This window comes from Cryobacterium sp. M96 (assembly GCF_002929845.1).
GTDB lineage: Bacteria > Actinomycetota > Actinomycetes > Actinomycetales > Microbacteriaceae > Cryobacterium > Cryobacterium sandaracinum.
Window position 1 is genome coordinate 29,369 of record NZ_PJJS01000027.1, and the last position, 13,568, is coordinate 42,936.

The window sequence follows — 13,568 nt, forward strand, 5'->3', positions numbered from 1 at the left end:
GCGTGGGGGTGACCGGCCGGGCGAGTCCGGCCCCGGCGGGACCGGCCGCGGCGGGACCGGCCGCGGCGGTTTCTGCTCCGGCGGGCTCTACTCCGGTGGGTTCTGCAGGCGGGGCGCTGTTCGCGCAGCGCCTCGACGGCGTGCGGATCGCCTACGACGTCGTGCCCGGCGAGCGCCCGATCCTGCTCGTGCACGGGTTCGCGTCGACATCGCAGGTCACCTGGGTCGGCACCGGCTGGGTGCGAGCCCTGCAGGACGCCGGGCGCGGCGTGATCACCCTCGACCTCCGCGGTCACGGCCGCAGCGACAAGCCGCACCGCAGCATCGACTACCTGCCCCGGCAACTCGCCGCCGACCTCGTGGTCGTGCTCGACGCCCTCGGGCTGGAGCAGGTCGACGTGGTCGCCTATTCGATGGGCTCGCGCGTGGCGGCGGCGCTCGCGCGGCTGGCGCCGTCCCGGGTGCGCCGACTGGTGCTCGGTGGAGCCGGGCCGGACGAACTGTTCGAGACCTGGCATCCGGATGCCGTGCGCCGGTTCGTGACCGACGGCACCGCCGGCGCCGACCCGTCGATCGCGGCGATACTGGGTGCCGCGATCACCGCCGGCGCCGACCGTGAGGCCCTCGTGGCGTGCGTCGGCGGGGTGGCCGGCTCCTCGCTGGACGTGCCGGTCGAGATTCCCGTGCTCTACGTCGCCGGCGGCGCCGACTCCATCCCGGCCGGGGTCGCCGAACTTGCCCGCGCGCGCGGTGCCGACTACCTCGAACTGGCGGGCCGGGACCACGTGAACACGCTCACCTCCCGCGAGTTCAAGCGCGCCGCACTGCAGTTCCTGGCCTGAGCGCCCTGAGTCCGGGCACTCGCTCGCCTCTCACGCCCCTAACGAATTCGACGGAGATTTTGTCCGCATCGCCCTAAACACCTTCAGAAACCCGCACATATCGCAAAATCTCCGTCGAATTCGTTCGCGCTGTGGGGCGGAGCGCGTGGGGGCTGCCCGAACCGCACAAGAGATGCTGCGCATCCGGCTGGCGCTGCTGGGCAACCGGCCGGTGTTGGGGCTAACTCAGGAGATCCGTCCGGGCCGGCCCGGACATCCGCGCTGGTTCCGCACTGGTCCGGGGCGGCCGGGCCACCGGGCGACGGATGTCCTGAGTTGGCCACACGCGCGAGCTCGGCTGGCCCTGGCCCTGACCCTGACCCTGACGAATTCGACGGAGATTGTGCCCATAACCGCGTCCAACACACCGAAAACCCGCACATATTGCAAAATCTCCGTCGAATTGGTTCGCCGCCGGCTGGGGGAGTGAGCCCCGGCGCCTCCCCTAGGCTGGGGGCGTGCGGGCCTCGCTGCCGAGGCCGCCGAATGCCGACCGGGGGACCGTCATGACAACCGACATCCAGGATGCGATGGGTTCGGTTTCGACAGGCTCGACCACCGGATCCGGCTCGTTCACCGGCGCCCGGGGCAGGAAGTACTGGCTCGCGCCGGCCGCCGCGATCTTCGCCGTCGCCTGGGGCGGCAACGAATTCACCCCACTGCTGGTGATGTACCGACAGGCGGACGGGTTCTCCAACCAGCTGGCGAACCTGCTGCTCGGGGCCTACGTACTCGGCATCATCCCGGCGCTACTGATCGCCGGCCCGCTGTCGGACCGGTTCGGCCGCCGACCGCTGATGCTGCCCGCGCCCTGGGTCGCGATCGCGGGGAGCGTGCTGCTGGCCCTGTCCGCGGGAAATGTGCCCATGCTGCTGGCCGGCCGCATCCTCTCCGGCGTCGCCCTCGGCCTGGCCATGGCCGTGGGCACCAGCTGGGTGAAGGAACTCTCCGCGAGACCGTTCGACTTCGGGGCCGACCGTTCCTCGGGGGCACGACGGGCGACCATCGCGCTGTCCCTCGGTTTCGCACTCGGCGCGGCGAGCTCCGGAGCGCTGGCCCAGTGGGCGCCGTTCCCCGGCGTGCTGCCGTACGCGGCGCACACCGTCATCGCCGTGCTCTTCGGCCTTCTGCTGTTTTGCACCCCGGAGTCCCAGGGACGGGGCATCGCGGCCGGGGCCCTGCCGGCCGTCCACCCGGCCATCTCCCCGTACCCGCGGTTCCTGCTCCTGATCGTGCCGGTGGCGCCGTGGGTCTTCGGAACGGCCACGACCGCCTACGCCATCCTGCCGGCGCTCGCCGCGACCGAGATCCCGTCCGCGCCGGTGGCATTCGCGGCCCTGCTCTGCGTGGTGGCTCTCGTCGCGGGAGCGTCGCTGCAGCTCTTCAGCCACCGCATCACCGCCGGGCACAATGCCCGAGGAATCATGTTCGCGCTGATGCTGACCGTCGGGTCGCTGCTGCTCGCATCCGTCGCCGTGAGCCCACCCGTGCTCTGGCTGATTTTGCCGGCGGCGGCCCTGCTCGGCGCCGCGTACGGCCTGCTGATGGTGTCGGGGCTGCAGGAGGTGCAGCGGATCGCGCCGCCCGACCACCTCGCCCGGCTGACCGCGATCTACTACGGCATCACCTACCTGGGGTTCTTCGTGCCGTTGGCGCTGTCCCTGCTCGAGCCGTGGCTCGGCTACCCGGCGATGTTCGCGGGCGGGGCCGCGTTCTCGGCCGTGTCGCTGGTGGTGGTGATGCTGGTCTTCCGCCGGGACATCTCCCTGCATCGCGCCGCGGCGAGCCGATGAAATCGCGCGCGACCTGCAGCCCGCAAAAAAAGTTTTACAGAGATTTCCATGCATGTGCATCCGTTTGGGGACGTGCGAGAGAAGTAGGGGTTAAAGAGGTTTCAAGAATCTCTTCAGAGTGACCCACTCACAGATCCATTACGCAGGAGGAAACGATGCACAAGTCCCTCAAGATCGGAATGACGGCCAGCGCTCTCGGTGCTCTCGTCGCCCTCGGCGGTCTCGCTCCGGCACAGGCAGCCGAAGACGTCGCGAAGCTGTCTGTGTTTCACGGAGTTCCCGGCCTCACCGTCGACGTCTACGTGAACGACAAGCTGACCCTGGACGACTTCAAGCCGGGCGACCTCGCCGGTCCGCTCGACCTCGCTCCCGGCACCTACAAGGTGGCCATCACCGCGTCGGACGCAGCGGATGCCAGCGCACCTGCCATCGGCCCGGTCGACCTCCCGCTCGAAGCCGGTAAGAACTACACCGCCGCCGCGCACCTCGACGAGGCCGGCAAGCCCACGGCGTCGCTGTTCACCAACGACATCTCGCAGCTCGCCGCCGGGGAGGGCCGCCTGACGGTTCGCCACGTGGCAGCAGCCCCCGCGGTCGATGTTCTCGCCAACGGAGCCGTCGCGATCACCGCCCTGGTGAACCCGAAGGAATCCGTGCTCACGTTGCCGGCCGGCACCATCTCGGCCGCCGTCGCCGCAACCGGAACGACTGACCCGGTGATCGGCCCGGCAGACGTCAACGTCGCAGAGGGCACGAACACGATCGTCTACGCGTGGGGCAGCCTGACCGACAAGAACCTGGCCCTGGCCGTTCAGACCATCGACGGGCTTCACTCCAACCCGGACAGCATCCCCGCCGGTGAGGCCGGTCTCGTCGCCACCAACCAGGCGGACGACTCCATGGGGCTCATGGTCGGTGGCTTCGCCGCCGTGCTGATGGGTCTGGTCGCCGCCGTCGTCGGTATGCGTCGCCTGTCCGCGGCTCGCCGCTAGTCACGCCAGTCAGAAAGGGAGATCCACAATGAGAGCCACAGTGGGCACTTTCACAGTGCTCGCTGTGGCTCTTGCCCTGCTCACGGGCTGCAGCAGCGCCCCGAGCACATCATCGCCCACGGCCTACGTTCCCCCGACGAACGCAGCGCCGACTCCGACGCCGTCGGCCCCGCTGCCCGTCGCCGAGGTCGACGTGCCGACCGTCAGTTCCTCGCTGGATCAGAACCAGACCCCTCAGGCCCGGCCGCCCCAGACCATCCGAGTCGACTCCCTCGGAATCGACATGGCAATCGAGTCCGTCGGTCTGGCCGACGACGGGGCGATGGAGCTGCCAAAAGACCCCTCGCTCGCCGCCTGGTATCGCTTTGGACCGTCACCGGCCAGCACCACCGGCGCGACCGTGATCGCCGCTCACGTCGACTCCCTGATTTACGACATCGGACCGTTCGCCCAGCTCGCCTCGGCGCGTGCGGGCACCGAGATCGTGGTGACCACCGACGACGGTCAGGAGCGTCGCTATTCCGTGGAATCCGTTCAAACCGTGGTCAAACAGGATGTGCCCTGGGACTCGATCTTCGACCGGTCCGGTCCCAACCGGCTCACCCTTGTGACCTGCGGCGGCGAATTCGACTACTACGCCCGCACCTATCTGTCCAACGTAATCGTCTCGGCGAGTCCAATCGCATGACCCAGGCACCATGACGCAGAGGGGTGGCTATGCTGGTCATCACGGTGGTCGAGGCTTGCTCTCCGGCGGAGCCTGACATGTACGACCTCCCGATGCGCTCACCAACCGGGGGAAACCGATACGACGTGACGGCACTCACCGACGAAGACGACCACGCCCAGCTCGTTCTCGCGTTTCGGGCGGGAGACGAACGTGCGCTCGCCGAGGCCTACGCCCGCTGGTCATCCCTCGTCTACACGATCGCCGTTCGTTCGCTCGGCGATCCCGGCGAAGCCGAAGACGTCACCCAGAAGGTCTTCATCGCCGCCTGGCGCGGGCGGGACGGATTTGATGCGTCGCGGTCGCCTCTGTCGGCCTGGCTCGTCGGGATCACTCGGCACACCGTCGCGGATGCCCACGAGGCCCGCTCACGACGGCGGCGGGTCGAGGAGGCTGTCCTCGTCGACACCGCGCTCAGCCAGACCGACGAATCCGCCGACATCGCGGATCGTGTGCTGATGAGCGACGAACTTCGCCGGCTCGGACCCGTTCCTCAGCAGGTGATGCAGCTGGCCTTCTACGACGATCTCACGCACACCCAAATCGCCGATAACCTCGGACTGCCGCTCGGCACCGTTAAGAGTCACATCCGCCGAAGTCTTTCGAGACTGCGCACCAGATTGGAGGCGAACGATGACACACATTGACCGGGAAAACCTCGCTCTCATCGCAATGACAGAGTTCGACCTCACCGAACCCGAACGCCAGCACCTGTCGGAATGCCCCGAGTGCTCCTTGGAACTCATCGCCCTGCAGCACACCGCCCACGTCGGCCGGTCCGCGCGCAGTGTGCAACTCGTGGAGCCCGGCGATCGAGTCTGGGCCGGTATCCACGCCGCCCTCGGCCTGTCCGACGCCGTGGCCGCCACCCCTGGGCGCAGCGGCTACGAGGCAGCGGACCAGCCCCCTACAACGGTCGAGCCTGTCGAGACCCCGTCCGCCACGGTCACCGACATCGGCTCCGCCCTGCGCCCCCTCCCACGACGCCGCAACTGGATGCCGATGGCCGTGGCCGCCGGCATCGCCGGACTGCTCGGCGGCCTCGGCGGCGGCATCTGGTGGCAGTCCGCACAGCAGCAGGAACCCGCGCCGGTGCTACTCGCCGAGGCCCAGCTGGACCCGTACCCCGGCTGGGACGCCGCCGGCAGCGCCTACGTCGCGAAGACGGCCGACGGCCACCGGGAGGTCGTGCTCGACGTCACCGGGGTGAGCGCCGACACCGATTTGCGCGAGGTGTGGCTGATCAAGGCGGATGCGTCCGGGCTGATCAGCATCGGACTGCTCGACGGTGAGTCCGGGCGCTTCGCCATCCCCGACGGCGTCGACCTGTCGCAGTACCCGCTGGTCGACGTCTCCGCGGAACCCGACGACGGCGACCCGCAGCACTCCGGCGAGTCGATCCTGCGCGGGGAACTGCGTACGGCCTGACACCACCCGCACGTGAGTGTCAGAGCGTATTGCCGAGCTTGAAGCCGTGCTCCACGTCGTTCTTGCGGGTGTACGAGAACCCGTCGGCGCCGACCGTGACGGCCATCTCGCTGGACTCGGTGCGGGCCATGACCGGCTGGGGGTTGCCGTCCAGATCGAGCACCAGTGAGGCATCCGTGTACCAGCTCGGCACGACCGCGTTGCCCCACCAGTCGCGGCGCTGATTGTCGTGCACGTCCCAGGTGACGACGGGGTTGTCGGGGTCGCCGGTGTAGTAGTCCTGGGTGTAGATCTCGACCCGGTGGCCGTCGGGGTCGCGCAGGTAGAGGTAGAACGCGTTCGAGACGCCGTGGCGGCCGGGGCCGCGCTCGATGACGTCCGACATCCGCAGGGCGCCGAGCTTGTCGCAGATGTAGATGATGTTGTGCTTCTCGTGCGTGGAGAAGGCGATGTGGTGCATCCGCGGGCCGTCGCCGCCGGTCAGGGCGGTGTCGTGCACGGTGTCCTTGCGGCGCATCCAGGCAGCGTAGGTGACGCCGTCTTCGTCCTGGATGTCCTCGGTGACGCGGAAGCCGAGGTCCTCGAGGTAGCCGCGGCCGAGTCCCACGTCGGGGGTGACCTGGTTGAAGTGGTCCAGGCGCACGAGGGCGCCGGGACCCTGCAGGTCGTAGCGCCAGGCCAGGCGTTCGACGTGGTCGACCGAGTAGAAGAACTCGTAGGGGAAGCCGAGCGGGTCTTCGACGCGCACGGAGTCACCGACACCCTTTGCGAACCCGTTGATGCGGCGTTCGGTGCGGCAGCCGAGCTCCTGATACCAGGCCTCGGCCAAACCCACGTCTTCGGGGGCGCGCACCCGGAAGGCCATCGCGGCGACAGCGGCGACCGGGCCCTGGCGCAGCACCAGGTTGTGGTGGATGAACTCCTCGAAGCTGCGCAGGTAGATCTCGGTGTCGCTCTCCTCGGTCACGACGAGGCCGAGCACGTCGACGTAGAACGCACGCGAGCGGGCCAGGTCGGTGACGACGATGTCCATGTAGGCGCAGCGCAGGATGTCCGGCGGGGTCGCGGTCGGCGTGGGGATGGGGGTGGTGGTCATGGAATCCTCCTCATTGAGATGTCGCGGTGGTCGAGCGTGTCGGTGGTCGAGCGTGTCGGGACCCGGGACTGGGGACCCGAGATCAGTGGGCGCCGAAGCGGGCGGTGTGCACAGGCCCGAGGGAAACGTGCACGGCCTGCTGCTCGGTGTAGAAGTCGATCGAGCGGTAGCCGCCCTCGTGGCCGAGGCCCGAGGCCTTGACCCCTCCGAACGGGGTGCGCAGGTCCCGCACGTTGTGTGAGTTGAGCCAGACCATGCCCGCCTCGATCGACTGCGCGAAGGTGTGCGCCCGGGTGAGATTGCTGGTCCAGATGTATGCGGCCAAGCCATACTTGACGCCGTTGGCCAGCTCGAGGGCTTCTTCGTCGGTGTCGAACGGCGTGATCGCCACGACCGGTCCGAAGATCTCCTCCTGGAAGATGCGGGCCGTCGGGGCGACATCCACGAACACGGTCGGGGACACGTAGTTGCCCTCCGGCAGGTTCTGGGGGCGGCCGCCGCCGGCGAGCAGGCGGCCCTCGCTCTTGCCGATCTCGACGTAGCTCATCACCTTGGCGTAGTGCTCGGGGTGCACGAGCGCGCCGACCTCGGTGGCAGGGTCGTGTGGGTCGCCGACGACGATGTTCTGTGCCCGGGCCGCATAGCGGGCGCAGAAGTCGTCGTAGATCGGGCGTTCCACCAGGATGCGGCTGCTGGCGGTGCAGCGCTCGCCGTTGAGCGAGAACACCCCGAACAGGGTCGAGTCGAGCGCGGCCTCGAGGTCGGCGTCGGCGAAGACCACGGCGGGGGACTTGCCGCCGAGCTCCATCGACATGCCCTTGAGGTTCGCGGCGCAGTTGCGGTAGATGGTCTGACCCGTGGTGGTCTCGCCCGTGAACGAGATGAGGGGGACATCCGGATGCTTGACCAGCGCGTCCCCGGCCTCCTCACCCAGCCCGTTGACCAGGTTGAAGACCCCGTCGGGCAGCCCGGCGGAGCGGAAGATCTCCGCCCACAGGCTCGCCGACAGCGGCGTGAACTCGGCCGGCTTGAGCACGACCGTGCAGCCGGCGGCCAGTGCGGGGGCGAGCTTCCAGCTCTCCAGCATGAACGGGGTGTTCCACGGGGTGATCAGCCCGGCCACGCCGACCGGTTTGCGGAAGACGTAGTTGATCTGGCTGCCGGGCACCTGGTAGGTGTCGTCGGTCTGCGCCACGATCAGGTCGGCGAAGAAGCGGAAGTTCTCGGCCGCCCGCTTGGCCTGGCCGAGGGCCTGGGTGATCGGCAGGCCGGTGTCGAACGTCTCGAGTTCGGCGAGGCGGGCATCCTGGGCCTCGACGGCGTCGGCGATCTTGTTCAGGATGCGGGAGCGTTCGCGCGGCTTCATCCTCGGCCACGGCCCGGCCACGAAGGCGTCGGTCGCGGCGGCGACGGCGAGGTCCACGTCTTCCTTCTGGCCGGCTGCGGCGGTGGCGTAGGTCTGGTTCGACACCGGGTCGAGCACGTTGAAGGTCGCGCCGGAGACGCTGTCGACGAACCGGCCGCCGATGAAGTGCTGGATGCGGGACGGCAGGTTCTCGGGCACGTGCTGCGCGCGGGTTCTCGTGGTGGTGGTGTCGGTCACGGCGGTCTCGGTCATGGCTCAGGCTGCTTTCGGGGTGAAGCCGGCGATAGTGAAGCCGTCGACGGGGGAGAGGTACTGCTCGCCGGCGGCCAGGAGCGCCTGCATTTTGGCGATGCCCGCATCCGTCGGGGTGATCAGCGGCGGGCGCACGAAGCCGCTCTCGATCAGGCCGCGCTGCTCGAGCACCCATTTGCCCGGGGCCGGGTTCGTCTCGACGAAAAGCAGGTCGACGAGTGGGTGCAGGCCGTAGTGGATGCGCCGGGCCGTCTCGATGTCGCCGGCCATCCACGCGTTGTACATCTCGACGTGCGCGACCGGGGCGATGTTGCTCGTGGCGCTGATGTATCCCACGCCGCCGAGGGCCAGCAGAGGCAGGCAGAGCAGTTCGATGCCGCTCCAGACCAGCAGTTCGGGGCCGCAGAGCTGCAGCACCCGGGAGAAGTGCTCGAAGTCCTTGGTGGTCTCCTTGACGCCGACGAAGTTGTCGAAATCGCGGTAGAGGCGGGCGATGGTCTCCGGGGCGATGTCCACGGCGGTGCGGCTGGGCACGTTGTAGGCGACGATGGGCAGGTCCGGAAACTCCTCGGCCACGGTCTTGTACCAGACGTAGAGGGCTTCCTGGGTGGGGCGGGCGTAGTAGGGGGTGATGATCAGGGCGGCGTCGACGCCGGCGTCCTGGGCCGCGGCGGTGAGCTCGAGGGTCTCGTCGAGCTTGGCCGAGCCGGTGCCGGGCATGAACGGCACCCGGTCGCCGACCGCGGCGGCCACGGTGCGGATCGCGCTGGCACGCTCGATGATGGTCTGCGAGCTCGGCTCGCCGGTGGAGCCGCCGAGCGAGATCCCGTGCGTGCCGGAGGCGAGCTGCCAGTTCACGAGGTTGGTGAGGCCGGCGTGGTCGACGGCGCCGTCGGCCGTGAACGGGCTCATCAGGGGCGCGATAGAGCCTGTGATCTGACTCGGGTCGGTGCGGAACTTCATTGTTCTTCCTTTCGAGGGCAACGGATGCGTCCGCGACTGTTGCCGAATCGGACGAATGTTCCCGGTGTGCGGGCAACAGTCGTCCGTTACGGGAACAGTTGCGGGATTGGCTGTTAGGGGGTGGAGGCGGTGGGGGCGGTGTGCTGCTGGGCGAGGAAGGCGTTCAGGGTGCCGAGCCGGTGGTCGCGCGCGGCCAGTTCGATCTGCAGGGGATCGGCGCCGTCCTTGATCAGGTCGAGCAGCGCGGTGTGCTCGGCGACGGACTCGTGCGCCCGACCGGGCACGAAGCTGAACGTGGATTCGCGAAGGGTGCCGAGCCTGCTCCAGCCCCGCTGCACCAGGTCGAGGATATGCGCATTGCTGCAGGCCTCGAACAGGGCCGAGTGGAACTCGCGGTTCAGGCTGGTGAAACGCACCGGGTCGAAGTGGTGCAGGCACTCGTCCATCTCCGCGTTGATCTCCCGGGCGCGCAGCAGCGTCTCCGGGTCGAGCCGCGGCGCCGACAGGGCGGTGGCGTAGCCCTCGACGAGGGCCAGCGTCTGCATCGTGTGGGTGTACTCGGTGACGTCGAGCATGGCCACCTGGGCGCCGACGTTGCGCTCGAACGTGACCAGACCCTCTGCCTCCAGCAGTCGGATGGCTTCCCGCACCGGCACGGTGCTGACACCGATCTCCCGGGCGATCTGCCCGAGCACCAGGCGGTAGCCCGGGCTGAAGCTGCCGTCGGAGATGCGGGCCCGGATCCACCGGTGGGCGAGCTGCGCCTTGCTCAGCGACGCCTCCGCGCCGGTGGTCGAGACGCCGGTGGTCGAGCCAGTCGCAACGCCAGTCGAGCCCGCCGAGCCTGTCGATCCAGTCGATCCTGTCGAGACCGAGGCCGTCATGCCTGCTCCTCCAGCCAGACCCGATAACGGGCCTTCCACTCGGCGTTCATCGGGTAGAGCCCGTCGACGCCGTGCCCGGCCGTGACCATGGCGGCGATGAAGGTCTCCTCGCGCTCCTGCACGATGGCTGCGGCGACCACCTCCTCAACCAGGTGCGGCGGGATCACGATCAGCCCGTCGGCGTCCCCGACGATCACGTCGCCGGGCTGCACGGATGCCCCGCCGCAGGCCACGGTCAGGTCCGTGTCCCACGGCACGTGCCGGCGTCCGAGCACGGCAGGGTGCGGTCCGGCGTGGTAGGTGGGGATCTCCAGGGCGGTGACGGCCGCGAGATCGCGCACACCGCCATCCGTCACGATGCCGGCCGCGCCGCGCATCTGGGCGCGCAGGGCGAGGATGTCGCCGACCGTGCCCGTGCCGCGCTCGCCGCGGGCCTCGATCACGAGCACGTCGCCCTGTCCGAGCGAGTCGAAGGCGCGCTTCTGGGCGTTGTAGCCGCCGCCGTGCGACTCGAACAGGTCCTCCCGCGCCGGAATGTACCGGAGTGTGCGGGCCCGGCCGACGAGACGGGCGCCCGGCCGGGTCGAGCCGAGGCCGTCGATCGACACCGAGTTGAGCCCGCGCTTGCGCAACTGGGCGCTGAGGGTGGCGGTGCCCACACTATTGATCCGGGCCTTCAGCTCGGGGGTGAGGGCGAACGGCGGGGGCGTCTGCTCCGCTGTGGGTGCGGTGACGGATGCCGGTGCGAGCCCGGCCGCCTCCGCCGAACCCCACGCCTCGGTGCGCTGCAGATTGTCGACCCGCGGGCCGGCCCCGAACGCGCCGAACGGCACCGTGCCCTGCCGAATCGGGCTGACGAGGCGGCCGGTGCGGGGTGCGCCCGGGGCTCCTGGGGCATCCACTTCGACCTCGACGATGTCGCCGGGCACGACGACCGACGATCCGGCCGGCGTGCCGGTGAGGATCAGGTCGCCGGGCTCGAGCGTGAGCAGCTGCGAGAGGTCGGCGACGAGCCGGCCGAACCCGAAGAGCAGGTCGGCGGTCGTGTCCTCCTGTACGAGCGTGCCGTTGACCCAGGTGCGGATGCGCAGCGCTGCCGGGTCGAGGCCGGCCGCCGGCAGCAGTGTCGGCCCGACGGGGGTGAAGCCGTCGGCGCCCTTCGAGCGCAGGTTCGAGCCCTTGTCGGCGTAGCGCAGGTCGTACACGCCGAAGTCGTTGGCGCAGGTCACGTGCGAGACCGCCGCCCAGCCCTCCTCGGGCGAGACGCCGCGGGTGCGGCGCCCGATCACCAGCGCGATCTCGCCCTCGAACACCAGCAGCTCGCATCCGTCGGGCCGTTCCACCGGCGTGCCGCTGGAACTCCGCGACGACGCCGGCTTGAGGAAGTACGACGGCTGCTCCGGCGTGCGGCCGCGCTGGGCGGCCCGGCTCGGGTAGTTGAGGTGCACCGCAATGATCTTGCCCGGTGTGGCGAGATCGGTGGTGGCGGTGACGCTGATACCCGCGCTGCCGGTCGCGCTGGTGCTTGCGCTGTTGCTTGCGCTGTTGCTTGCGCTGTTGCTTGCGCTGACGTCGGCGGCGCCCACGGAGGTCGAGTTCGGCATGTTTTGCGGCTTTCTAGTCGTGCTGGGAAATGCCGAGCGGGACTCCACGGGTTTCCTTCACCACGGAGACCGCGACGAAGGAGATCGTGGCCAGCACCATGATGTAGATGCCGATCGACGGTGACCAGGCGGTCTCGTCCAGCAGCAGCTGCGCGATCAGGGGAGCGAACGCCCCACCGAGGATGGCACCCATGGCGTAGCCGATGGACACGCCCGAGTAGCGTACCTGAGCCGGGAACATCTCCGCGTAAAGCGCCGCCTGTGGACCGTACGAGAAGCCGAGCCCGCTGGCCAGCACGACGAGCGCCACCGTGAACCAGAGGATCTCGCCGGTGTCGATCAGCAGGAACATCGGGATGGCCCAGAGGAACAGCCAGGCGTAGCCGAACTGGAACGTGCGGATGCGCCCGATCTTGTCGGAGAGGATGCCGCCGATCATCGTCGACGCGAGCCAGAACGCGGCGGCGATGGTGCTGGCCAGCAGCACGGGGGAGCGTTCCATGCCCAGGCCGCCGGCCTCGACCGGCTTGGTGGCGTAGGAGGAGAAGAACGCGATCAACAGGTAGCCGGCGGCGTTGTTGGCGATGAAGATCAGGGCGGTCAGGATGACCTGGCGCCAGTGGCCGCGGAAGAGCTGGCGGAGGGGGGCGGCCGATTCCTTCTTGCGATCCTGCATCTCCTTGAAGACGGGGCTCTCGTCGACCGAGCGGCGAATGATGAAGCCGACCACGATAAGCAGCACCGAGACGAGGAACGGGATGCGCCAGCCCCAGGCGAGGAAGGCCTCCTCGCTCATCGTGCTGGTCACCAGGAGCATGACGCCGGTGGCGAGGATGAGCCCGGTCGGCACGCCGATCTGCGGGTACGCGCCGAAGAATCCGCGCTTGTTGACCGGGGCGTGCTCAACCGACATCAGGGCGGCACCGCCCCATTCCCCGCCAGCCGAGAAGCCCTGCAGGATGCGCAGCACGATCAGCAGGATCGGCGCCCAGACGCCGATCTGCTCGAAGGTCGGCAGGAGGCCGATCAGTGCCGTGGCCGCGCCCATGATGACGAGGGTCAGCACGAGCATGGCCTTGCGGCCGAGGCGGTCACCGAGGTGGCCGGCCACGACCGCGCCCAGCGGGCGGAAGAGGAAGCTGATGCCGAGGGAGGCCCAGGCCACGAGCTGCGCCAGACCGGCGTTGTCGTTGGCGAGCGGGGCGAAGTACAGCCCGGCCAGCACGAGGCCGGCGGCCTGCGCGTAGATGAAGAAGTCGTACCACTCGATGGTGGTGCCCACCATGGTGCCGGCGAGGACCCGGCGTTCCTCGTGTCGTTTCGCGGCGGTCGCTTTCGCGGCGCTCGCTCGGTCGGTCGTCAATGCCATGGAATACCCCTTTGTATTTCCCTGTGTGGTGCTGGAATCGTGCGATCTCGAAACGGTATCACAGATCGTATATTATCTACAGGGCTAGGAACGGGGTCGTCCGGGGGCCTGGATGGTGCCGCCGTCTCGTGGTCCGGATGCCGCCGTGCGCCGGGCCGGCTGCCGGCGCCCGCCCGGTCGGCGCCCGCCCGCCCGGCTGCCGGCGCCCGGTCG

13 protein-coding genes are annotated in these 13,568 nt (G+C 69.1%); 7 read left to right on the forward strand and 6 right to left on the reverse strand.

Annotated elements, in window-relative coordinates; genetic code table 11:
• Nucleotides 1–95: 95 nt before the first annotated feature.
• From CXY79_RS01565 to CXY79_RS01590, 7 genes are all read left to right on the forward strand, one after another.
• The gene (locus tag CXY79_RS01565) at nt 96–842 is read left to right on the forward strand and encodes an alpha/beta fold hydrolase (protein WP_233191135.1); all 747 of its coding nucleotides are present in this window, start codon (nt 96–98) and stop codon (nt 840–842) included.
• 145 nt (nt 843–987) lie between these two features.
• Nucleotides 988–1,311 carry a hypothetical protein gene (locus CXY79_RS15585; protein WP_146068069.1) on the forward strand — a complete coding sequence of 108 codons (324 nt, stop codon included), beginning with the start codon at nt 988–990 and terminating at the stop codon, nt 1,309–1,311.
• 76 nt (nt 1,312–1,387) lie between these two features.
• The gene (locus CXY79_RS01570) at nt 1,388–2,674 is read left to right on the forward strand and encodes an MFS transporter (protein ID WP_198415673.1); all 1,287 of its coding nucleotides are present in this window, start codon (nt 1,388–1,390) and stop codon (nt 2,672–2,674) included.
• Between the two features lie 155 nt (nt 2,675–2,829).
• The gene (locus CXY79_RS01575; RefSeq protein WP_104099408.1) at nt 2,830–3,666 is read left to right on the forward strand and encodes a DUF4397 domain-containing protein; all 837 of its coding nucleotides are present in this window, start codon (nt 2,830–2,832) and stop codon (nt 3,664–3,666) included.
• Between the two features lie 28 nt (nt 3,667–3,694).
• Nucleotides 3,695–4,354: a class F sortase gene (locus CXY79_RS01580; protein ID WP_104099409.1), complete on the forward strand. Its 660-nt coding sequence runs from the start codon at nt 3,695–3,697 to the stop codon at nt 4,352–4,354.
• 29 nt (nt 4,355–4,383) lie between these two features.
• Nucleotides 4,384–5,040 carry an RNA polymerase sigma factor gene (locus CXY79_RS01585; protein WP_233191136.1) on the forward strand — a complete coding sequence of 219 codons (657 nt, stop codon included), beginning with the start codon at nt 4,384–4,386 and terminating at the stop codon, nt 5,038–5,040.
• Entirely contained in the window at nt 5,027–5,821 is a 795-nt protein-coding gene (locus tag CXY79_RS01590) for an anti-sigma factor domain-containing protein (protein WP_104099410.1), read from the forward strand. The genes CXY79_RS01585 and CXY79_RS01590 overlap by 14 nt, the downstream gene beginning before the upstream one ends.
• Nucleotides 5,822–5,840: 19 nt before the next feature.
• Here the strand turns inward: CXY79_RS01590 and hpaD are convergent, their stop codons facing one another.
• From hpaD to CXY79_RS01620, 6 genes are all read right to left on the reverse strand, one after another.
• Nucleotides 5,841–6,917 carry a 3,4-dihydroxyphenylacetate 2,3-dioxygenase gene (gene hpaD / locus CXY79_RS01595; RefSeq protein ID WP_104099411.1) on the reverse strand — a complete coding sequence of 359 codons (1,077 nt, stop codon included), beginning with the start codon at nt 6,915–6,917 and terminating at the stop codon, nt 5,841–5,843.
• Between the two features lie 82 nt (nt 6,918–6,999).
• The gene (gene hpaE, locus CXY79_RS01600) at nt 7,000–8,535 is read right to left on the reverse strand and encodes a 5-carboxymethyl-2-hydroxymuconate semialdehyde dehydrogenase (RefSeq protein ID WP_104099412.1); all 1,536 of its coding nucleotides are present in this window, start codon (nt 8,533–8,535) and stop codon (nt 7,000–7,002) included.
• 3 nt (nt 8,536–8,538) lie between these two features.
• Nucleotides 8,539–9,498, reverse strand: coding sequence for a 4-hydroxy-tetrahydrodipicolinate synthase (gene dapA, locus CXY79_RS01605; RefSeq protein ID WP_104099413.1), 960 nt, complete (start codon nt 9,496–9,498; stop codon nt 8,539–8,541).
• Between the two features lie 113 nt (nt 9,499–9,611).
• A complete protein-coding gene (locus CXY79_RS01610; RefSeq protein WP_104099414.1) occupies nt 9,612–10,382 on the reverse strand; it encodes a GntR family transcriptional regulator in 771 nt (256 codons plus the stop codon).
• Nucleotides 10,379–11,986: a fumarylacetoacetate hydrolase family protein gene (locus tag CXY79_RS01615; RefSeq protein ID WP_104099415.1), complete on the reverse strand. Its 1,608-nt coding sequence runs from the start codon at nt 11,984–11,986 to the stop codon at nt 10,379–10,381. Before CXY79_RS01615 ends, CXY79_RS01610 begins: the two co-directional genes overlap by 4 nt.
• Nucleotides 11,987–11,999: 13 nt before the next feature.
• Nucleotides 12,000–13,355 carry an MFS transporter gene (locus CXY79_RS01620; RefSeq protein WP_104099416.1) on the reverse strand — a complete coding sequence of 452 codons (1,356 nt, stop codon included), beginning with the start codon at nt 13,353–13,355 and terminating at the stop codon, nt 12,000–12,002.
• Nucleotides 13,356–13,568 lie beyond the last annotated feature (213 nt).